Source organism: Streptomyces sp. NPDC053541, assembly GCF_044544705.1.
Taxonomy (GTDB): domain Bacteria; phylum Actinomycetota; class Actinomycetes; order Streptomycetales; family Streptomycetaceae; genus Streptomyces.
Genome location: NZ_JBITXM010000005.1, coordinates 564,585 through 584,945, shown reverse-complemented (window position 1 = coordinate 584,945; position 20,361 = coordinate 564,585). Strand labels below are relative to the sequence as shown.

Genomic DNA, 20,361 nt, shown 5'->3' with positions numbered 1-20,361 from the left:
CGCCCGGTTACATTCCGAACCCGGAAGCTAAGCCTTTCAGCGCCGATGGTACTGCAGGGGGGACCCTGTGGGAGAGTAGGACGCCGCCGAACAATTCTTGACCTCAACCCCCGGACTGTGTCCGGGGGTTGAGGCATTTCTGCGTCCTGTGCACCCCTGTGCCGCCGACTCCCGGGGCTGAGGGTAAGGTCAGGGGGCCATCGTCAGCTCGTTCCCACAGGAGGCCCCCGGGTGGAGGTCCAGGAGACTCGCGTTCAGACGGACCGGGTACTCACCATCCCCAACATCCTCAGCATGGCTCGCCTCGTCGGCGTACCCCTGTTCCTGTGGTTGATCCTCCGTCCCGAGTTCGGCGGGCCCAAGAGTGACGGCTGGGCGCTGCTCGTGCTGGCGCTCAGTGGTGTGAGCGACTATCTCGACGGCAAGCTCGCCCGGCGCTGGAACCAGATCAGCAGCCTCGGCCGGCTGCTCGATCCGGCCGCCGACCGGCTCTACATCCTTTCCACGCTCGTGGGTCTCACCTGGCGCGAGATCCTGCCGCTGTGGCTCACCGTCGCGCTTTTGGCGCGCGAGGCGATGCTGCTGGTGATGGTGGGCATCCTCCGCCGGCACGGCTATCCGCCGCCGCAGGTGAACTTCCTCGGGAAAGCTGCCACTTTCAACTTGATGTACGCCTTCCCCCTGCTCCTGCTCAGTGACGGAGACACGTGGCTTGCGTCACTCGCTGAAGTTTTCGGGTGGGCCTTCGCCGGATGGGGTACAACTCTGTATTGGTGGGCAGGGATCCTCTATGTGGTCCAGGTCCGTCGACTCGTGAAGGCGGATACCGCGGCCGATTGAGCCCGTCCGTCCCCTGCCGAGCAACGACGCCGGCCGGAACGAGGACGCCCCAGGGCCATTGAGTGGACAGGTGAAGTCGGCAGGACCGTCGTCTCTTCAAGGAGGACGCTTCCGACATGAAGGCCGTCGTGATGGCCGGTGGCGAGGGCACACGCCTTCGCCCCATGACCTCGAGCATGCCCAAGCCTCTTCTGCCGGTGGTCAACCGGCCGATCATGGAGCATGTCCTGCGACTGCTCAAGAGGCACGGTCTCAACGAGACCGTCGTCACCGTGCAGTTTCTCGCCTCTCTCGTCCGGAATTACTTCGGGGACGGCGAAGAGCTCGGAATGGAGCTCACCTACGCCAACGAGGAGAAACCGCTCGGCACCGCGGGGAGCGTGAAGAACGCCGAGGAGGCGCTGAAGGACGATGCCTTTCTCGTCATCTCGGGGGACGCGCTCACCGACTTCGACCTCACCGATCTGATCCGGTTCCACAAGGAGAAGGGCGCCCTCGTCACGGTCTGTCTGACCCGGGTGCCCAATCCGCTCGAATTCGGCATCACGATCGTCGACGAGGAAGGAAAGGTCGAACGATTCCTGGAGAAGCCGACCTGGGGCCAGGTGTTCTCGGACACCGTGAACACGGGCATCTACGTCATGGAGCCCGAGGTCTTCGACTACGTCGAGGCCGACGTCCCGGTCGACTGGTCGGGTGACGTCTTCCCGCAGCTCATGAAGGAGGGCAAGCCGATCTACGGCTACGTCGCCGAGGGCTACTGGGAGGACGTAGGCACCCACGAGAGCTATGTGAAGGCCCAGGCGGACGTCCTGGAGGGCAAGGTCCAGGTCGACATCGACGGCTTCGAGATCTCGCCGGGCGTCTGGGTCGCCGAGGGTGCCGAGGTGCACCCCGACGCCGTGCTGCGGGGGCCGCTCTACATCGGCGACTACGCCAAGGTGGAGGCCGGCGCCGAGATCCGCGAGCACACCGTCATCGGGTCCAACGTCGTCGTGAAGAGCGGGGCCTTCCTGCACAAGGCCGTGATCCACGACAACGTCTACATCGGGCAGCAGAGCAATCTGCGCGGCTGTGTCATCGGCAAGAACACCGATGTGATGCGGGCCGCCCGGATCGAGGACGGGGCCGTCATCGGCGACGAGTGCCTGATCGGTGAGGAATCGATCGTGCAGGGCAACGTGCGGGTCTACCCGTTCAAGACGATCGAGGCCGGCGCCTTCGTCAACACCTCCGTGATCTGGGAGTCCCGCGGCCAGGCGCACCTCTTCGGTGCCCGCGGGGTCTCCGGCATCCTCAACGTGGAGATCACGCCCGAGCTCGCGGTGCGGCTGGCCGGAGCGTACGCGACGACCCTGAAGAAGGGCGCGACCGTCACCACGGCCCGTGACCACTCCCGGGGCGCGCGGGCGCTGAAACGGGCCGTGATCTCGGCGCTGCAGGCCGCCGCCATCGACGTGCGCGACCTGGAGAACGTGCCGCTGCCGGTGGCACGGCAGCAGACCGCGCGGGGCTCGGCCGGCGGGATCATGGTGCGGACCTCGCCCGGGGTGCCGGACTCGGTCGACATCATGTTCTTCGACGAGCGGGGCGCCGACCTCTCGCAGGCGGGGCAGCGCAAGCTGGACCGGGTCTTCGCGCGTCAGGAGTACCGGCGGGCGTTTCCCGGGGAGATCGGCGACCTGTCCTTCCCGGCCAGCGTCTTCGACTCGTACACCGGCTCGCTGCTGCGGAACGTGGACACCTCGGGCATCGCCGAGGCGGGTCTGAAGGTGGTCGTGGACGCCTCCAACGGCAGTGCCGGGCTCGTTCTGCCCAGCCTGCTCGGGCGGCTCCAGGTGGACTCGCTGACCATCAACCCGGGTCTCGACGAGTCCCGGCCGACGGAGTCGGCGGAGAGCCGGCGGGCCGGACTCGTACGGCTCGGGGAGATCGTCGCGTCGGCGCGGGCCGCGTTCGGCGTGCGGTTCGACCCGGTCGGCGAGCGCCTGTCGCTGGTCGACGAGCGGGGCCGGATCATCGAGGACGACCGGGCGCTGCTCGTGATGCTGGACCTGGTGGCCGCGGAGCGCAGGTCGGGCCGGGTGGCGCTGCCGGTGACGACCACGCGGATCGCGGAGCAGGTCGCCGCGTACCACGGCACGCAGGTGGAGTGGACGACGACCTCGCCGGACGACCTGACCCGGGTCGGCCGCGAGGAGTCGACGATCTTCGGTGGTGACGGGCGCGGCGGCTTCATCGTGCCGGAGTTCAGCTCGGTCTTCGACGGCGCCGCGGCGTTCGTGCGGCTGATCGGTCTGGTGGCGCGGACCCAGCTCACGCTCAGCCAGATCGACGCGCGGATCCCGCGGGCTCACGTGCTGAAGCGGGACATCGCCACCCCGTGGGCGGTCAAGGGTCTGGTGATGCGCCGGGTGGTGGAGGCGGCCGGTGACCGGTCCGTGGACACCACGGACGGCGTGCGGGTGGTGGAGGCCGACGGCCGGTGGGTGATGGTGCTGCCGGACCCGGCGGAAGCCGTCACCCATCTGTGGGCGGAGGGCCCCGACGACGCCTCCGCGCAGGCCCTGCTGGACGAGTGGGCGGCAGTGGTCGACAGCGCTGGTCAGTAGGGAGTCGACGGGCCGCTGATACCCGTGGGCCGGGAGGTACCCGTCGGTACCTCCCGGCCGACCGGAGGGGCCATTCGGCGGTACGGCGTGCGACGTGCGACGATGTGCGGCATGTCGCAGCAGCCCCCCGTTCGGAGCACAGGATCGCCCCCTCCGCGCCCGGACGCGTCCATGTCGCTGCTGAACAACGTGATCGACCACGCGCTGGACGACGGATACGCGGAGGCGACGGCCCGCCGGGCCGCCGAGGGCGGCGCCCTGCCCCGTACGGTACGGGCGAAGCTCGGCCTCGCCGCCGGCCTCGTGCTCGCGGCGGCCGTGGTGACGCTGGGCGCCGCCGAGGCGCGGGTGTCCGCGCCGGTGGTCGCCAAGGAGCGGCAGGACCTGATCGACCGGATCGAGTCGGAGACCTCCGCCGCCGACGACCTGGAGCAGGACGTCGAGCGGATCCGGGCCGAGGTGGGGGAGCGCCAGCGGAAGGCGCTGGAGCAGCACGGCGGTGACCAGGCGGAGCTGGTGGCGCTGCTGTCGGGGGCGACCCCGGTGCACGGGCCGGGCGTGAAGCTGGTCGTGGACGACGCCAAGGGCACCGACACCGGTGGCGGCGGGCCGCGCGAGAGCAGTGGCTTCTCGGACACCGGGCGGGTGCGCGACCGTGACATGCAGCGGATCGTGAACGGCCTGTGGGAGTCGGGCGCCGAGGCGGTCGCGATCAACGGGCAGCGGCTGACGGCGCTGTCGGCGATCCGGGCGGCGGGTGACGCGATACTGGTCGACAACAAGCCGCTGGTGCCGCCGTACACCGTCCTCGCGATCGGGGACGGGCAGCGGCTGAGCACCGCGTTCCAGGACAGCGCCGACGGCCAGTACCTGCACGCGTTGCAGGAGAACTTCGGGATCCGTACGAGCATCTCGGCCGAGGGCGACGTGCGTCTGCCGGCCGCGCCGAGCCTGATCGTACGTACAGCAGAGCCGAGGGGAGCCGGGGCCGCCCAGGCCACCGGGCGGGCCACGGCCGACACAGGGAAGGGCACATCTTGATCGCCGTACTGGGCCTGATCGTGGGAGTCGTGGTCGGACTGTTGGTCCGGCCCGAGGTTCCGGCGGTGGTCGAGCCCTATCTTCCGATCGCCGTGGTCGCCGCCCTCGACGCGGTCTTCGGCGGCCTGCGGGCCATGCTCGACGGCATCTTCGTCGACAAGGTCTTCGTGGTGTCGTTCCTGTCGAACGTGGTCGTGGCCGCGCTGATCGTCTTCCTCGGCGACAAGCTGGGCGTGGGCGCGCAGTTGTCGACCGGTGTGGTCGTCGTGCTCGGCATCCGGATCTTCTCCAACGCGGCCGCCATCCGGCGGCACGTGTTCCGGGCGTGAGGCCGATGAGCGAGAACAGCGAGCACGACGGGAACGCCCGGAGCGGCGGGAGCGCCGAGAACGGCGCGAAAGGGGCGAACGGGGCCGGGAACCGGCCGCCGGAGCCGCAGCCCGAGCCGCGACGCGAGCAGGAGCCGGTCCGGCGCCCCGAGGAGGGCGCCGAGCCGCGCCGCCCCGCGCCCGAGTCCCGGCCCGAGCGGCAGCCGGCGCCCCGGCCTGCCCCGCAGCCCGCGCCCCGGCCGCAGGCGCAGCCGCCCCTGGGGCGGCCCGCCGGTCCTCCGGCGGGACCCCGGCCCCGGCCTCAGGGCGGGCCGCCGCCGGCCGGCTCCGGGCCCCTGCCCCCGGCGCGGCAGGACGCCCGTCCCGGGCCCCGGCCCGTACCGCAGCCGCAGCCTCAAGCGCAGCCCCAGCCCCAGCCGCAGCCGCAGCCGCAGCCCGCGGCCGCGTCCCAGCCGCCCTCGGGCGGTGGCGGCGGCGAGGTGACCGGACGGCAGCGGCTCGCCGCCAGTCTGTGGCCGCCGCGGGTCTCGCGGGCCCAACTCGTCGTCGCCCTGCTGCTGTTCGTGCTCGGTCTCGGGCTTGCCATCCAGGTCCGGTCGACCAGTGACAACAGCGCTCTGCGCGGCGCCCGCCAGGAGGACCTGGTGCGGATCCTCGACGAGCTCGACGACCGCACCCAGCGCCTGGAGGACGAGAAGACCCGGCTGGAGAAGCAGCAGTCGGAGCTGGAGTCCAGCTCCGACCAGGCAGAGGAGGCCCGCAAGCAGACCCAGGAGAAGGAGCGGCAGCTCGGCATCCTGGCCGGCACGGTGGCCGCGGAGGGGCCGGGGATCACGCTCACGATCACCGACTCCACCGGCGCGGTCGAGTCGGACATGCTGCTCGACGCCATCCAGGAGCTGCGGGCCGCGGGCGCCGAGGCGATCCAGGTCAACGACGTGCGGGTGGTGGCGGACAGCTACTTCTCGGGTGGCGGGCGTGACATGAAGATCGATGGAACGCAGGTGACCGCTCCGTACGTCTTCAAGGTCATCGGCAAGCCGGAGGATCTCGAGCCCGCGCTCAACATCCCCGGCGGAATCGTTCAGACACTGGAGAAGGAGCAGGCCACGGCCACGGTGGAGCGTTCCGGGAAGATCGTCGTCGACGCCTTGCGACCGGCGAAGCGGCCTGACTACGCTCAGTCGTCCTCGCAGTGAGGCGGGGCTGATGACGGCAGCGCGGCAAGGGCATGACCTTGCGGGGGGTCGCCGCACCACATGGGTGGTGCGTGGTGGAAACTGTCGAGTGGCCACGGACGTTGTGAAGGTGTCCGGGTCGGCAGGTGTGTTCAGTCAGGGTTCCTGCCCCACGGGCGGGTCTGTTTCGGTCAAGGGGAATCGCCCGTGAAGTTGTTTGCGAAGTTGTTCGGCAAGAGCGGACGCGAGGACGGCGGCAACGCCCGGCATCGCGCGCCGCGTCACGCCCAGGACGAGGGACAGGGCGTGGAGCGCCCGCTCTTCCGTGACGAGGTCGGGGGCCCGGGTGGCGACATTCCGGGCACACAGGGCGCGTCTTCTGTTGACCCTGCCGGTGCCGCGCGCATAGGTTTCGGAGAACCATCAACCTCGAGTACGGGTGGAGGGTTTGCCTCCGACCCGTATGCGACCCAGACCTCCGCGGGGCAGCCGCGGCAGGAGGACGCGTCCATGCCGGTGTGTACGAGGTGCGGTCACCGCAACACGGCGGACAGCCGTTTCTGCTCCCACTGCGGCGCGCCGCTGCGCGGCGGGGTGGCGCCGGAGCGCGCTTCCGAGACGACCTCGACGATCTCCATCTCGGGGCTCGAGGCCTACGACGCGGAGGTCACCGGCCAGATCCCGGCGCTCTCCCAGGAGGCCCTGGCGGCGGTCGAGGCACTGCCGGCGGGCTCCGCGCTGCTCATCGTGCGCCGCGGGCCCAACTCGGGCAGCCGCTTCCTGCTGGACGGCGAGCTGACCACGGCCGGCCGTCACCCGCAGAGCGACATCTTCCTGGACGACGTGACGGTTTCGCGCCGGCACGTTGAGTTCCGGCGCCAGCCGGACGGCACCTTCACGGTGGCGGACGTCGGCAGCCTCAACGGCACCTATGTCAACCGCGAGCCGATCGACTCGGTCGTGCTTTCCAACGGTGACGAGGTGCAGATCGGCAAGTACCGGCTCGTCTTCTTCGCGAGCCAGCGGAGCGTGTGACGCTCCGGAGCACCTTCAGGGAAGGTCCATGCTGCGTACACCGACGGGCGGTGCCGGTCCCGGCACCGCCTCCGCGGGCGAACGGCTGGTCAGCATCGGCACGGTGCTGAGCCAGCTGCGCGACGAGTTTCCCGAAGTGACCATCTCCAAGATCCGGTTCCTGGAGGCCGAGGGGCTCGTCGAGCCCCGGCGCACGGCCTCCGGCTACCGGAAGTTCAGCGCGCGGGACGTGGAACGGCTCGCGCAGATCCTGCGGATGCAGCGGGACCACTACCTGCCGCTCAAGGTGATCCGCGAGCACCTGGACGCCCTGGCCCGGGGCGAGGAGGTGCGGCTGCCGGCCCCGGCCGGCGGGCGGCGCGACCTGCTCGACGGGTCGTGGGACGCCGAGGGCGAGCGGCCCACGGCGGCCCGGCTCGGCCGGGCCGAGCTGCTGGCCGCGGCCGAGGTGACCGAGGCCGAGCTGGCCGAATGGGAGTCCTTCGGGCTGATCGCCCCGGTGGAGGGCGGTGGCTACGACGCCGAGACCGTCACCGTCGCCCGGCTCGTGGCGGATCTGGGGAGATTCGGGCTCGAGCCCCGGCACCTGCGGGCCGTGAAGGCCGCCGCCGACCGGGAGGCCGGACTGGTCGAGCAGGTGGTCGCGCCGCTGCGCCGGCACCGCAATCCGCAGACCAGGGCCCATGCGGAGGCCACCGCGCAGGAGCTCGCGGGCCTCGCCGTCCGGCTTCACGCGGCACTGGTCCAGACCGCGCTCGGGGTGCGTCTGCAGTGATCCGCCGGTGATCTTCGACCGGCCTTCGGACGGCCCGACTACCCAAACCGGTCGGGCACGTCCTAGGGTTGCTGTGTGAACGAGCTCGACGTTGTGGGTGTCCGGGTGGAAATGCCCTCCAACCAGCCGATCGTTCTCCTGCGCGAAGTGGGGGGCGACCGGTACCTCCCGATCTGGATCGGTCCGGGCGAGGCGACCGCGATCGCCTTCGCCCAGCAGGGCATGGCTCCGGCCAGGCCGCTGACGCACGACCTCTTCAAGGACGTCCTGGAGGCCGTGGGCCAGGAGCTCACCGAGGTCCGCATCACGGATCTGCGCGACGGGGTGTTCTACGCCGAGCTGGTCTTCGCCAGCGGCGTCGAGGTGAGCGCCCGCCCGTCCGACGCGATAGCCCTCGCCCTGCGCACCGGGACGCCGATCTACGGCAGTGACGGGGTGCTCGACGACGCGGGGATCGCGATTCCGGACGAGCAGGAGGACGAGGTGGAGAAGTTCCGCGAGTTCCTCGACCAGATCTCCCCGGAGGACTTCGGGACCGGCAACCAGTAACCGGTCCGCGGCCGGGAGGTCGTCCGTTCGGGCGACACCCGATGGGCCGCCCCGCCGGGGAGTGCCCGGCGCATTCGAGTAGCCTTTCCCGAAAGTGGGGCACGGGAAACCACTCTTCGGGTGATTATCACTCGGCGTGCCGAGTGTGGCGATCGTTGACGCACCCCGAGTGACTGCCTACCTTCGTGTGGGCAGGTCAAGGACGGAGGGTCGGCGTGATGAGCAGCGGCGACGGTACGGCAGGGGGCTTCCTGGGGCGTGCTCCCGGGGAGATGGGCCCGTATCCGCTTCACGGCAGGGTGGGCGACCTCGGTACGGACGCGGGCGCCGGCCCGGAGCCGGAGGCCGTCGGCTATCGCGGCCCCACCGCCTGCGCGGCGGCCGGCATCACCTACCGGCAGCTGGACTACTGGGCGCGCACCGGCCTCGTCGAGCCCAGCGTGCGGCCCGCGTACGGCTCCGGCACGCAGCGGCTCTACAGCTTCCGGGACGTCGTCGTCCTCAAGATCGTCAAGCGCTTTCTGGACACCGGGGTGGCGCTCCAGAACATCCGCGCCGCCGTGCAGCACCTGCGGGCCCGCGGCTTCCGCGACCTCGAACGCATGACGCTGATGAGCGACGGAGCGACCGTCTACGAGTGCTCCTCGCCGGACGAGGTGGTCTCGCTGCTCCAGGGCGGGCAGGGCGTCTTCGGCATCGCCGTAGGCGTGGTGTGGCGCGACGTGGAGGCGGCGCTGTCGCAGCTGCACGGCGAGCGCGTCGACACCGGCGAGACGCTGATCGGGCACAACCCGGCCGACGAGCTGGCGCGCCGGCGCCGCGACCGGGCCGTCTGAACCGGTCTGGACCACCCCCTCCCCGCGACACGGCCCGCACGCGCGTGCGGGCCGATTGTCAGTGGGGTGCGGCAGCATCGGAAGCGTGAGAGCCGCGCCCACGATCCTGCATCTCGACATGGATGCCTTCTTCGCCGCCGCCGAGCAGGCGTCGAAGCCCAGCCTGCGCGGAAAGCCCGTGGTCGTGGGCGGGCTCGGGCCGCGCGGGGTGGTCGCCACCGCCTCGTACGAGGCGAGGCGCTTCGGCGTGCACTCCGCGATGCCCATGGGGCAGGCGCGGCGGCTCGCGCCGAACGCGGCGTATCTGGTGCCGCGGTTCGCCTTCTACCGGGCGATCAGCGGGCAGGTCATGGAGCTGCTCGGGCGGCTTTCGCCGCTGGTCGAGCCGCTGAGCCTGGACGAGGCCTTCGTCGACCTGGAGGCGGGCGGCCTGGCCGGGGACAGTGCGGGCGCGCGGGCGGTGGGGGAGCGGCTGCGGCGGGACATCCTGGCCACGACCGGGCTGACCGGATCGGTGGGCCTGGCCGGCTCGAAGATGCTCGCGAAGATCGCCTCCGAGGAGGCCAAGCCCGACGGTCTGGTGCTGATAGAGCCCGGGACGGAGCGGGAGCTGCTCGGGCCGCGCTCGGTGCGGATCATCCCCGGTGTCGGCCCGGCGACGGGGGAGCACCTGAGGCGGGCCGGGATCACCACGGTGGCGGAGGTGGTGGAGGCCGGCGAGGACGAGCTCGTACGGCTCCTGGGGCGCTCGCACGGGGCCGGGCTGTACCGGATGGCGCTGGGGCACGACGACCGGCCGGTGGTGGCCGAGCGGGACGCGAAGTCGGTCTCCGTGGAGGACACCTTCGACGTCGACCTGCACGACCGGCTGCGGATCCGTCTGGAGGTGGAGCGGCTCGCCGAGCGCTGCGTGGCGCGGCTGCGGGGCTCCGGGCATTCGGGGCGGACGATCGTCCTGAAGGTGCGGCGCTACGACTTCTCGACGCTGACCCGCTCCGAGACGCTGCGCGGGCCGACGGACGACCCCGTGGTGGTGCGCGAGGCGGCCGGGCGGCTCCTGGACCTGGTGGACACCACGGGCGGGGTGCGGCTGCTGGGCGTGGGAGTGAGCGGCCTGGCCGACTACACGCAGGAGGACCTGTTCGCGCAGGCGGAAGCCGGGACCGGGGCCGGGGCCGGGACCGGGGCCGGGCAGCCGGAGACGCCGGCGCCGGACCTCGCTGCCGGGGAGGCGACCGGGGTGCCGGCCGGGGAGGAGCCGGTGCCGCCCGCGCCGCCGACGGCCACCGAGACCGCCGAGCGGCGCTGGTCGCCCGGGCACGACGTGCGGCACGCGGTGCACGGGGCCGGCTGGGTGCAGGGCAGCGGACTCGGCCGGGTCACGGTCCGCTTCGAGGAGCCCGGCTCGGCGCCGGGCCGGGTCCGTACCTTCGCCGTGGACGACCCCGACCTGACCCCGTCGGACCCCCTGCCCCTCGTACCCGGCGGCGCGACCGGCGCCGTCGCCTAGTCGGCGCGCCCAGGGCCGCGGGCGGGAAGGGCCCCTCAGGGGTCCTCGTGGCCCGCCAGGCGGCCGAAGTCGCGGGGGCCGGGGTCCTGGGGCGCCGGGGGGAGGGCGAGGCTGTAGTGGCGGTAGAGCTGGAGTTCCTGCTCGGGGGAGAGGTGGCGGCCGACGCCGAAGTCGGGGGCGTCCTTGATGAGCGCGCGCTCGTACGGGACGTGCAGGCCGTCCCCGGACAGCTCGCTGGGCTCCAGGGGGACGAACGCGTCCCGGCTGAAGAGGCCGGTGCGCACGGCGGCCCATTCGGGGACGCCCGTCGCGTCGTCCAGGTACACCTCATCCACGGTGCCGATCTTGTGTCCGTTCCGGTCGAACGCCTTGCGGCCGATCAGGCTGCGCGGATCGATGTCGGTCTGCACGGTCCCTCCAACTGGTCGCAACTGCTCTACAACCCCTACGAAAGTGCACATCTGGGATGTCGGCCACTTGAGCGATGGGAGAGGGAACGGCGCTGGTAGGCTGGCTGTGGCTGTGGACCCCGCGCGGGAGAGTCCTCCGAGGAAACCTCTCGGAGGCGCCGAAGGAGCAAATCCTCCCCGGAATCTCTCAGGCCCCTGTACCGCGCGGACGAGGTCACTCTGGAAAGCAGGACGGGTGTCGACGGCTCCCGCCCTCACCGACGGTGAAAGCCGGCCCGCCGCGAGGCACGGCCGGTGAAGCTCTCAGGTTGAGATGACAGAGGGGGAGGCCGTCCGGGCACCAGCGCCGTGGTGCCCCTCGCAGGTCGTGACGACCAGGAGGCCCCCGTACATGACCGCCAACCGCATCCCGCTCTCCGAGCTCGAGCAGGGCATTCCCTTCGAGCAGCGGCACATCGGACCCGACGCCGAGGCGCGGGCCAAGATGCTCGCCCAGGTCGGTTACGGCTCCCTCGACGAGCTCACGGCCGCCGCCGTGCCGGACGTCATCAAGAACGCCGAGGCGCTGGCCCTGCCGGCCGCCCGCACCGAGGCCGAGGTGCTCGCCGAGCTCCGCGAGCTCGCCGGCCGCAACCAGGTCCTCGCCCCGATGATCGGCCTGGGCTACTACGGCACCTTCACCCCGCCGGTGATCCTGCGCAACGTGATGGAGAACCCCGCCTGGTACACGGCCTACACGCCGTACCAGCCGGAGATCTCGCAGGGCCGCCTGGAGGCGCTGCTCAACTTCCAGACCGTGGTCGCCGACCTCACCGGTCTGCCCACCTCCGGCGCCTCGCTGCTCGACGAGGGCACCGCCGCCGCCGAGGCCATGGCGCTGTCCCGCCGCGTCGGCAAGGTCAAGAACGGCGTCTACCTCGTCGACGCCGACGCCCTGCCGCAGACCATCGCCGTCATCGAGACCCGCGCCGAGCCCACCGGCGTCGAGGTCGTCGTCGCCGACCTGTCCGCCGGCATCCCGGCCGAGATCGCCGAGCGCGGCGTCTTCGGCGTGCTGCTCCAGTACCCGGGCGCCTCCGGTGCGATCCGCGACATCAAGCCGGTCATCGACCAGGCCCACGAGCTCGGCGCGATCGTCACCGTCGCCGCCGACCTGCTCGCGCTCACCCTGCTCGCCTCGCCCGGCTCGCTCGGCGCCGACATCGCCGTCGGCACCACCCAGCGCTTCGGCGTCCCGATGGGCTTCGGCGGTCCGCACGCCGGCTACATGGCCGTCCAGGACAAGCACGCCCGCTCCCTGCCCGGCCGCCTGGTCGGCGTCTCCGTCGACGCCGACGGCAACAAGGCCTACCGTCTGGCCCTGCAGACCCGCGAGCAGCACATCCGCCGCGAGAAGGCCACCAGCAACATCTGTACGGCGCAGGTCCTGCTCGCCGTGATGGCCGGCATGTACGCCGTCTACCACGGCCCCGAGGGCCTCAAGGGCATCGCCCGCCGCACCCACCGCTACGCGGCGATCCTCGCCGCCGGTCTGCGCGCCGGGGGCGTCGAGCTCACCCAGGGCGCCTTCTTCGACACCCTCACCGCCCGGGTCCCGGGCAAGGCCGACGAGGTCGTCGCCGCCGCCCGCGAGGGTGGCGTGAACCTCTACCGGGTCGACGCCGACCACGTGTCGATGTCCTGCGACGAGACCACCACCCGCGCCAACCTGGCCGCCGTGTGGGCCGCCTTCGGCGTCGAAGCCGACGTCGAGGCCCTGGACGCGAGCACCGAGGACGCGCTGCCGGTCGACGCGCTGCGCACCGACGCGTACCTGACCCACCCGGTCTTCCACGCGCACCGCTCCGAGACCGCGATGCTGCGCTACCTGCGCAAGCTCGCCGACCGCGACTACGCGCTCGACCGCGGCATGATCCCGCTCGGCTCCTGCACCATGAAGCTGAACGCGACCACCGAGATGGAGCCGGTGACCTGGCCCGAGTTCGGCCAGATCCACCCCTTCGCCCCGATCGAGCAGGCCCAGGGCTACGCCACGCTCATCACCGAGCTGGAGGAGCGCCTCGCGGAGGTCACCGGCTACGACAAGGTGTCGATCCAGCCGAACGCCGGCTCCCAGGGCGAGCTGGCCGGTCTGCTCGCGGTCCGCGCCTACCACCGCGCCAACGGCGACACCCAGCGCACCGTCTGCCTCATCCCGTCCTCCGCGCACGGCACCAACGCCGCCTCCGCGGTCATGGCCGGCATGAAGGTCGTCGTCGTCAAGACCGCCGACGACGGCGAGATCGACGTCGCCGACCTGCGCGCCAAGATCGAGCAGCACCGCGACGAGCTCGCCGTGCTGATGATCACCTACCCGTCCACGCACGGTGTGTTCGAGGAGCACGTCGCGGACATCTGCGCCGAGGTCCACGAGGCCGGCGGCCAGGTCTACGTCGACGGCGCCAACCTCAACGCCCTGGTCGGCCTCGCCAAGCCGGGCCACTTCGGCGGCGACGTCTCGCACCTCAACCTGCACAAGACCTTCTGCATCCCGCACGGCGGCGGCGGCCCCGGCGTCGGCCCGGTCGCGGTGCGCGCGCACCTCGCCCCGTACCTGCCGAACCACCCGCTGCAGCCCACCGCGGGCCCGGAGACCGGCGTCGGCCCGATCTCGGCCGCCCCGTGGGGCTCCGCCGGCATCCTGCCGATCTCCTGGTCGTACGTGCGCCTGATGGGCGGCGAGGGCCTCAAGCGCGCCACCCAGGTGGCCGTGCTCGCCGCGAACTACATCGCCAAGCGCCTGGAGCCGCACTACCCGGTGCTCTACACCGGCCCGGCCGGTCTGGTCGCCCACGAGTGCATCGTCGACCTGCGCCCGCTGTCCAAGGCGACCGGCGTCAGCGTGGACGACATCGCCAAGCGCCTGATCGACTACGGCTTCCACGCGCCGACGATGTCCTTCCCGGTGGCCGGCACGCTGATGATCGAGCCCACCGAGTCCGAGGACCTGGCCGAGCTCGACCGCTTCTGCGACACGATGATCGCCATCCGCGCGGAGATCGAGAAGGTCGGCTCCGGCGAGTGGCCGGCCGAGGACAACCCGCTGCGCAACGCCCCGCACACCGCGGCGGCGCTGGGCGGCGAGTGGAACCACGCGTACACGCGCGAGGAGGCGGTCTTCCCGGCCGGCGTCTCGGCCGCGGACAAGTACTGGCCGCCGGTCCGCCGCATCGACGGCGCGTTCGGCGACCGCAACCTGGTCTGCTCGTGCCCGCCGCTGGACGAGTACGACAACTGAGGACGAGAAGAGGGCCGGTTCGGAGACGGGTGTCTCCGGGCCGGCCCTCGGGCCTTTCAGGCCGCCGTCGTCACCCCGGAGGCCGTCAGCGGGCGGTGCGGGGCGATGATCTGCCCGTCCGGCAGCAGCTCACCGGTGTCCTCGAAGAGCAGGACCCCGTTGCACAGCAGGCTCCAGCCCTGCTCCGGGTGGTGCGCCACGAGTCGGGCGGCCTCCCGGTCGGCGGAGTCGGCGGTGGGACAGGCAGGCTGGTGCTGGCACATGGGTGGATTCTTTCGCTGCGTCGTGGTGGATGTCCTGCGGCTCTTCACGGTCATGGCCGCCCCCGTCGGTCGGTTCGGTTCCGGTCCCAGTCTTGCCCCATGGACGGTCTTCCGCAGGTATTTCACGGCAGCTCGTCCTCTCCCGGGAAGACGCATCACCCGCAGGGGCGGTTCAGGTCAACCGCCCCGTCTCTTCGGGGGGTTCGGGGTGGTCCCAGTGGGCTAGTCCGATCGTGCCCCCACTCGGACAGCAGTGCGCCCCGGACCGTACGGCCCGGGGCGCACTGCTGTCCGAGCGGGGGTCAGGCCCCCGCCGCCGAGCCGAGCAGCGGGGGCGGCCCGAGGCGCAGACCGATCACCGGCAGCAGGTCCGCCACCCGGTAGGGGCGGTGCGAGGCGATGCCGGGCGGTGCGGGGGCGAGCGGGACGAGCAGGTCGTCGGGTGCGGGCACGGTGCTCGCGCCGTCGGCCTCGGGGTCGGTGTGCAGCCACAGGGTGAGCATGTACAGCTCCGGCACCGAGAGCAGCCGCGGCTGGTACGGGGTGGCCAGGGCCTCGGCCTGGATCAGGGCCCGTTCGGTGGCGGTGACGTAGGGCCCCTCGAAGAAGTGGGAGAAGGACCAGCCGTCCGGGGTGAGCATCGTGTCGGCGGCGGCGATCGCCCGGTCCCCGTGCCTGATCAGGAAGCGCCAGCCGGTCAGTCGCGTGCGCGGTGGCCTCGGTCCGGCCGTCGCGGCCGCGCCGGCCGCCTCGGGGACGGCGGGCAGACCGAGCACGTGGACGGGGAGCGGCAGTTCGGCGCTCAGCGGTCCCTGTGCGGCCCGCAGGGCCGGTGTGCGCGCCTCGCTGACCGCCGAGGGCGATCCGAGGGCGGCGAGGACACTGCGGAGGGCCGGCGCGGGGGCCGGGGAGGGTCGGAGCATGATGGGTCGCCTCTCACTCAGGAGACACGGTGAAGCGTGGGCAGGTAACCGACTGCGCTGTCAGCGACGGGGCCAGAGCGGGGGGCCATGGGTGCATGGCCGTGCGCCGACGCTCTGCCTCGTGCGCGAAGTTTATACGACACGTGTTCACACAGTGTTTCCGCTAGAGGCCGCCGATATTCCTGACAAGGCGTCATCAGGACTTATTACCAGGGCGACTCCCTGGAATGCCCGCCTCCGGCGGAAGACCTGCCTGCGGTTTCCCCGCGGAACCGGGTCGGCCGAATCCGGACCCCTTCTGCACCGGTGCGCGGAGGACAATATGACATTGGTATATGTCCCCTGCGCGGTCCTGCTCCGCCGCACCGCCGGACAATGCCGTTCCAGACTATCCGCCGCGACCTTGCCCGCGCAGGCGTTGTCGATCAGCCGACGGGGCATCATCGTCCGTGACGCTCGCGGCCGTCGCGGCGGCCGCCCACTCGGGAGGGACGCTTCGATGGGCGAGAAGGTCGTGGCCGACGGGTTCGGCCCGTCCGACCGGCAGCGCTACCGCAGAAAGCTCCAGCAATGCCTTGCTGCGCTCGCGCGGCTGCTCGCGGAGAAGCGCTTCGACCGGCCCCGCAATCTCATGGGCCTGGAGATCGAACTCAATCTCGCGGGCCCCGACGGGCTGCCCCGGATGCTCAACGCACCGGTGCTCGACCGCATCGCGAGCCCCGATTTCCAGACCGAACTCGGAATGTTCAACCTGGAAGTGAACATCGCCCCGCACCGGCTCGACGGGCACGTATTCGACCGCCTCGCCGAGGAACTCCGCACCGGCCTCGGATATGCCGACCGCAAGGCCGCTGAGCTCGGCGCCGGAGTCGTGATGATCGGCATACTGCCGACCCTCACCCAGGAGGACGCGGTCTTCGACAACCTCTCCGCCGCCGACCGCTACACCCTCCTCAACGACCAGATACTGGCCGCCCGCGGCGAGGACTTCACGCTCGACATCCAGGGCGTGGAACGACTGCTGTGCACCACGGGCTCGATCGTGCCCGAGGCCGCCTGCACCTCCGTCCAGCTGCACCTCCAGGTGACGCCGCCGCGCTTCGCCGCCGTGTGGAACGCGGCCCAGGCCGTCACCGCCGTGCAGATCGCCGTGGGCGCCAACGCGCCCTTCCTCTTCGGCCACGAGCTGTGGCGCGAGTCCCGCCCGCCGCTGTTCACCCAGGCCACCGACACCCGCCCGCCCGAGCTCCAGGCCCAGGGGGTGCGCCCGCGCACCTGGTTCGGCGAGCGCTGGGTGGACTCGGTCTACGACCTCTTCGAGGAGAACCTGCGCTACTTCCCGGCACTGCTGCCGATCTGCGAGGACGAGGACCCGCTGCGGGTCCTGGACGCCGGCGGGGTGCCGAAGCTCCAGGAGTTGGTGCTGCACAACGGCACCGTCTACCGCTGGAACCGCCCGGTGTACGGCTGGGTCGACGGCGTCCCGCACCTGCGGGTGGAGAACCGGGTGCTGCCGGCCGGGCCGACCGTCACCGACGTGGTCGCCAACGCCGCCTTCTACTACGGGCTGGTGCGCGCGCTCGCCGAGGAGTCCCGGCCGATCTGGAAGCGGCTGGACTTCGCGGACGCCGCCCACAACTTCGACACCGCCTGCCGGTACGGCATCGAGGCCGAGCTGCGCTGGCCCCGGCCCGGGCGCTCCGGCGCGGTGGCGACCGTCCCCGCGACCCGGCTCGTCCTCGACGAGCTGCTGCCTCTGGCCGCCGCCGGGCTCGACGCCTGGCACATCGAGCCGCGCGACCGGGACTTCTACCTCGGGGTGATCGAGGAGCGCTGCCGGCGCCGGGTGAACGGTGCCTCCTGGCAGGTCGACACCTTCCACCGGGCCCTGGAGTCGGGCCTCGACCGCCCGGCCGCGCTCGCCGCCACCACCCGCCGCTACCGCGAGCTGATGCTCACCGGGGAGCCGGTGCACGGCTGGCCGGTCGGCGTGCCGGAGCCGGTGGCGGCCGAGGGCGGCGCCGCGGCGCCCTGACCCGGGCAAGGCGCCGGTCAGGGCCGGGCATCGCACGCGGGCGGGTAGCCGGCCTGAGAGGGCGACCGGCCACACTGGGACTGAGACACGGCCCAGCCGGGCGGCCCCGGGCCGTGGGTAGGGTTTCCCGTACCCGGACGGCGATGGGGAATGGGAGACAGGTGTGGTGTCGGAGCAACATGTGGTGGACGCTTCCCTGCCTCCCGGCGGTCCCTCGCGCCGGATCCTGCGCTCCGAGACGCTGCTGGTGCTCGCGCTCTCGCTCGGCGCGAGCGGCGTCTCCGCGCTCATCAGCTTCATCGGCTCGCTGACGAAGCCGGGCGCCCTGAAGGAACAGGCCGCCACGCTCAACGGCTCGTACGCGCCCGGGCGGCCCTGGCTCGACCTGGCCTGGCAGCTCTTCGGCATCGCCACCGCCCTGGTGCCGGTCGCCCTGGTCGCGCACCTGCTGCTGCGCGAGGGAGCCGGGGTGCGCGGGCTGCGGGCGATCGGCTTCGACCGCACCCGGCCCTGGTCCGACCTGGGGCGCGGCGCCCTGGTCGCGGCGGGCATCGGCAGCGCGGGACTCGCCTTCTACCTGGCGGCGCGGGCGGCGGGCTTCAACCTGACCGTGGTGCCCGAGTCGCTGCCCGACGTGTGGTGGAAGTACCCGGTGCTGTTCCTCTCGGCGATCCAGAACTCCGTCCTGGAGGAGGTGATCGTCGTCGGCTATCTGCTGCGCCGGCTCGACCAGTTGGGCTGGTCCCCGCGGGCCTCGCTGGCCGCCAGTTCGGTGCTGCGCGGCTCGTACCACCTCTACCAGGGCATCGGCGGCTTCGTCGGCAACCTGGTGATGGGCGTGGTCTTCGTCTGGCTGTACCGGCGCTGGGGCCGGGTGGGCCCGCTGGTCGTCGCGCACGCGCTGCTCGACATCGTGGCCTTCGTCGGCTACGGGCTGCTCGCCGGCAAGGTGGGCTGGCTGCCCACGGTCTGAGCGCGAGCGTAGGAAGGGGCGTACGGCATCGGCCGTACGCCCCTTCCGCGTGTGCGGGCGTGCTCAGGCGCGCAGTTCGCCGTCGATGACCGTGACGGCGTGGCCGGTCAGCAGGGTGCGCTCGCCGCGCAGGCGGGTGCGGACCAGACCGGTGCGGGCGCCGCCCTGGAAGCCGGTGAGCTCGGTGCGGCCGAAGCGGGCCGCCCAGTAGGGGGCGAGCGCGGTGTGGGCGCTGCCGGTGACCGGGTCCTCGTCGATGCCGACGGCCGGGAAGAAGCCGCGGGAGACGAACTGGTACGGGCCCTCCGGGTCGTCGGCGGCGGCCGTCGCGATGACGCCGCGCTCGGACAGGGCGCCGAGGAGCGCGAAGTCCGGGGTCAGCCCGCGGACGGTGGCCTCGTCGGCCAGTTCGACCACGAGGTCGCCGATGTGGGCGGCGGTGTCGTGCACGGCGACCGGTTCGGCGCCCAGCGCCTTCGCCAGGCCCTCGGGGGCGGGGACCGCGGTCAGCGAGGAGGTCGGGAAGTCCATGGTGATCCGGCCGTCGTCCTCGGCGGTGGTGATCAGCAGGCCGCAGCGGGCGGCGAAGCGGACGGTGCCGGTGGCGATGCCGGTGCTGTGCAGGACGTGCGCGGTGGCGAGGGTGGCGTGGCCGCACATGTCGACCTCGGTCGCCGGGGTGAACCAGCGCAGCGCCCAGTCCGCCTCGCCGCCGGGCGGCAGGGGGTGGGCGAAGGCCGTCTCCGAGAGGTTGACCTCGGCGGCCACGTTCCGGAGCCAGTCGTCCTCCGGGAAGGCGTCCAGGAGCAGCACTCCGGCCGGGTTGCCGGAGAAGGGGCGGTCGGTGAAGGCGTCGACGATTCGAATCCGCATGTCCCGGAACGTACCCGAAGCGGAAAACCGCAGGCCAAGGCCAATCCGGGACGACTGGACCGCTCTGAGTCGGGGTATCGGGCGTCGCTTGCTTGCTCAGCGAACGGTTCCGATATATCGTTGAGGCATCGCGACAGTTCAGCGATGAATCTTCAGGGTTCTCGATGTCTCTCGCTGAACCTCGCGGCATACCGACGGAAGGAGCGTTGCGATGCGTACCTACGGACATGAATTCGGGCACGGGCACGGACCTGGCGCCGGACGCGGGCCCTGCGGTCCCGGTCCCGGTCCCCGCGGTGACTTCGAGGGGCGGCGCGCCGCCTTCGGGCCGTTCGGTCCGGGCTGGGGCGGAGGTCCCTGGGGCGGACGGGGCCGCGGTGGACCCGGCGGGCGCGGCCGGGCCCGGCGCGGTGACGTCCGCGCCTCGATCCTGGCCCTGCTCAAGGACCGCCCGATGCACGGCTACGAGATGATCCAGGAGATCGGCGAGCGCAGCGGCGGGGCGTGGAAGCCCAGCCCGGGCTCGGTCTACCCGACCCTCCAGATGCTGGAGGACGAGGGGCTGATCGCCAGCGCGAGCGAGGGCGGCAAGAAGCTGTTCACGCTCACCGACGCCGGGCGCGAGGAGGCCGAGTCGGGGCCGGAGGCCCCGTGGGAGGAGGCCGGACGCGGTGTCGACTGGGAGGCGCTCAACGAGGTCCGGCAGGCCGGCTTCGGCCTGATGGAGGCCTTCGGCCAGGTCTGGAAGACCGGGAACGCCGAGCAGCGGCAGAAGGCCGTGGAGGTCATCGGCGAGGCCCGCAAGAAGCTGTACCTCATCCTGGCCGACGAGCACTGAGCGGTCGGCCGGACACGTCGGGGCCCCGCGGCGCACACCGCCGCGGGGCCCCTTCGCGTACGGA

The 20,361-nt window shown here is 71.9% G+C and carries 18 protein-coding genes, 1 rRNA gene and 1 riboswitch; of the genes, 15 read left to right on the top strand and 4 right to left on the bottom strand.

Features of this window, described 5'->3' with window-relative positions:
* From rrf to ACIGW2_RS16370, 11 genes are all read left to right on the top strand, one after another.
* Positions 1–92 (top strand): 5S ribosomal RNA (gene rrf, locus ACIGW2_RS16420); the annotation flags it as partial.
* Between the two features lie 139 nt (positions 93–231).
* Positions 232–840 (top strand): CDP-alcohol phosphatidyltransferase family protein, encoded by a 609-nt coding sequence (locus tag ACIGW2_RS16415; RefSeq protein ID WP_391656894.1) that lies wholly within the window; start codon positions 232–234, stop codon positions 838–840.
* 116 nt (positions 841–956) lie between these two features.
* On the top strand, positions 957–3,452 hold the full coding sequence (locus ACIGW2_RS16410) for a mannose-1-phosphate guanyltransferase (RefSeq protein WP_356060963.1): 2,496 nt from the start codon (positions 957–959) through the stop codon (positions 3,450–3,452).
* Between the two features lie 111 nt (positions 3,453–3,563).
* Positions 3,564–4,493, top strand: coding sequence for a DUF881 domain-containing protein (locus ACIGW2_RS16405; protein ID WP_361588112.1), 930 nt, complete (start codon positions 3,564–3,566; stop codon positions 4,491–4,493).
* Complete coding sequence (locus ACIGW2_RS16400; RefSeq protein WP_015032176.1) at positions 4,490–4,822, top strand: small basic family protein; 333 nt, start codon at positions 4,490–4,492, stop codon at positions 4,820–4,822. Before ACIGW2_RS16405 ends, ACIGW2_RS16400 begins: the two co-directional genes overlap by 4 nt.
* Positions 4,823–5,079: 257 nt before the next feature.
* A complete protein-coding gene (locus ACIGW2_RS16395) occupies positions 5,080–6,021 on the top strand; it encodes a DUF881 domain-containing protein (RefSeq protein WP_399844150.1) in 942 nt (313 codons plus the stop codon).
* A 60-nt stretch (positions 6,022–6,081) separates the two neighbouring features.
* Positions 6,082–7,035, top strand: coding sequence for an FHA domain-containing protein (locus ACIGW2_RS16390; protein ID WP_361588110.1), 954 nt, complete (start codon positions 6,082–6,084; stop codon positions 7,033–7,035).
* A 28-nt stretch (positions 7,036–7,063) separates the two neighbouring features.
* Complete coding sequence (locus ACIGW2_RS16385; protein ID WP_399844120.1) at positions 7,064–7,810, top strand: MerR family transcriptional regulator; 747 nt, start codon at positions 7,064–7,066, stop codon at positions 7,808–7,810.
* Positions 7,811–7,885: 75 nt separating this feature from the next.
* Positions 7,886–8,359, top strand: a complete 474-nt coding sequence (locus ACIGW2_RS16380; RefSeq protein WP_265866874.1) for a bifunctional nuclease family protein — start codon at positions 7,886–7,888, stop codon at positions 8,357–8,359.
* Between the two features lie 218 nt (positions 8,360–8,577).
* Positions 8,578–9,195, top strand: a complete 618-nt coding sequence (locus ACIGW2_RS16375) for a MerR family transcriptional regulator (protein WP_391656896.1) — start codon at positions 8,578–8,580, stop codon at positions 9,193–9,195.
* Positions 9,196–9,280: 85 nt separating this feature from the next.
* The gene (locus tag ACIGW2_RS16370) at positions 9,281–10,705 is read left to right on the top strand and encodes a DNA polymerase IV (protein WP_399844118.1); all 1,425 of its coding nucleotides are present in this window, start codon (positions 9,281–9,283) and stop codon (positions 10,703–10,705) included.
* A gap of 35 nt (positions 10,706–10,740) precedes the next feature.
* Here the strand turns inward: ACIGW2_RS16370 and ACIGW2_RS16365 are convergent, their stop codons facing one another.
* Positions 10,741–11,115, bottom strand: coding sequence for a PRC-barrel domain-containing protein (locus tag ACIGW2_RS16365; protein WP_361588102.1), 375 nt, complete (start codon positions 11,113–11,115; stop codon positions 10,741–10,743).
* 114 nt (positions 11,116–11,229) lie between these two features.
* Positions 11,230–11,328, top strand: a riboswitch (glycine riboswitch).
* A gap of 178 nt (positions 11,329–11,506) precedes the next feature.
* Here ACIGW2_RS16365 and gcvP point away from each other — a divergent pair.
* Positions 11,507–14,392 carry an aminomethyl-transferring glycine dehydrogenase gene (gcvP, locus tag ACIGW2_RS16360; RefSeq protein ID WP_361588100.1) on the top strand — a complete coding sequence of 962 codons (2,886 nt, stop codon included), beginning with the start codon at positions 11,507–11,509 and terminating at the stop codon, positions 14,390–14,392.
* A 56-nt stretch (positions 14,393–14,448) separates the two neighbouring features.
* Here the strand turns inward: gcvP and ACIGW2_RS16355 are convergent, their stop codons facing one another.
* Complete coding sequence (locus ACIGW2_RS16355) at positions 14,449–14,655, bottom strand: DUF5999 family protein (RefSeq protein WP_356060945.1); 207 nt, start codon at positions 14,653–14,655, stop codon at positions 14,449–14,451.
* A gap of 302 nt (positions 14,656–14,957) precedes the next feature.
* On the bottom strand, positions 14,958–15,581 hold the full coding sequence (locus ACIGW2_RS16350; protein ID WP_391656923.1) for a hypothetical protein: 624 nt from the start codon (positions 15,579–15,581) through the stop codon (positions 14,958–14,960).
* Between the two features lie 496 nt (positions 15,582–16,077).
* On the opposite strand from ACIGW2_RS16350, the gene ACIGW2_RS16345 reads away from it, so the two are divergent.
* Both ACIGW2_RS16345 and ACIGW2_RS16340 read left to right on the top strand, forming a co-directional pair.
* Positions 16,078–17,613 (top strand): glutamate--cysteine ligase, encoded by a 1,536-nt coding sequence (locus ACIGW2_RS16345; RefSeq protein ID WP_399844115.1) that lies wholly within the window; start codon positions 16,078–16,080, stop codon positions 17,611–17,613.
* A gap of 181 nt (positions 17,614–17,794) precedes the next feature.
* A complete protein-coding gene (locus tag ACIGW2_RS16340) occupies positions 17,795–18,586 on the top strand; it encodes a CPBP family intramembrane glutamic endopeptidase (RefSeq protein WP_399844114.1) in 792 nt (263 codons plus the stop codon).
* Positions 18,587–18,649: 63 nt separating this feature from the next.
* Here ACIGW2_RS16340 and ACIGW2_RS16335 read toward each other — a convergent pair whose 3' ends face one another.
* Positions 18,650–19,459 (bottom strand): PhzF family phenazine biosynthesis protein, encoded by an 810-nt coding sequence (locus tag ACIGW2_RS16335; protein WP_399844111.1) that lies wholly within the window; start codon positions 19,457–19,459, stop codon positions 18,650–18,652.
* 211 nt (positions 19,460–19,670) lie between these two features.
* Between ACIGW2_RS16335 and ACIGW2_RS16330 the strand changes: the two genes are divergently transcribed.
* Positions 19,671–20,297 carry a PadR family transcriptional regulator gene (locus ACIGW2_RS16330; RefSeq protein ID WP_399844109.1) on the top strand — a complete coding sequence of 209 codons (627 nt, stop codon included), beginning with the start codon at positions 19,671–19,673 and terminating at the stop codon, positions 20,295–20,297.
* Positions 20,298–20,361: the final 64 nt, after the last annotated feature.

Coding starts and splice junctions, on each gene's coding strand:
- ACIGW2_RS16410 (WP_356060963.1), top strand. CDS start 957: ATGAAGGCCGTCGTGATGGCCGGTGGCGAGGGCACACGCCTTCGCCCC.
- ACIGW2_RS16405 (WP_361588112.1), top strand. CDS start 3,564: ATGTCGCAGCAGCCCCCCGTTCGGAGCACAGGATCGCCCCCTCCGCGC.
- ACIGW2_RS16390 (WP_361588110.1), top strand. CDS start 6,082: ATGGGTGGTGCGTGGTGGAAACTGTCGAGTGGCCACGGACGTTGTGAA.
- ACIGW2_RS16385 (WP_399844120.1), top strand. CDS start 7,064: ATGCTGCGTACACCGACGGGCGGTGCCGGTCCCGGCACCGCCTCCGCG.
- ACIGW2_RS16375 (WP_391656896.1), top strand. CDS start 8,578: ATGAGCAGCGGCGACGGTACGGCAGGGGGCTTCCTGGGGCGTGCTCCC.
- gcvP (WP_361588100.1), top strand. CDS start 11,507: ATGACCGCCAACCGCATCCCGCTCTCCGAGCTCGAGCAGGGCATTCCC.
- ACIGW2_RS16355 (WP_356060945.1), bottom strand. CDS start 14,655: ATGTGCCAGCACCAGCCTGCCTGTCCCACCGCCGACTCCGCCGACCGG.
- ACIGW2_RS16345 (WP_399844115.1), top strand. CDS start 16,078: ATGGGCGAGAAGGTCGTGGCCGACGGGTTCGGCCCGTCCGACCGGCAG.
- ACIGW2_RS16335 (WP_399844111.1), bottom strand. CDS start 19,459: ATGCGGATTCGAATCGTCGACGCCTTCACCGACCGCCCCTTCTCCGGC.
- ACIGW2_RS16330 (WP_399844109.1), top strand. CDS start 19,671: ATGCGTACCTACGGACATGAATTCGGGCACGGGCACGGACCTGGCGCC.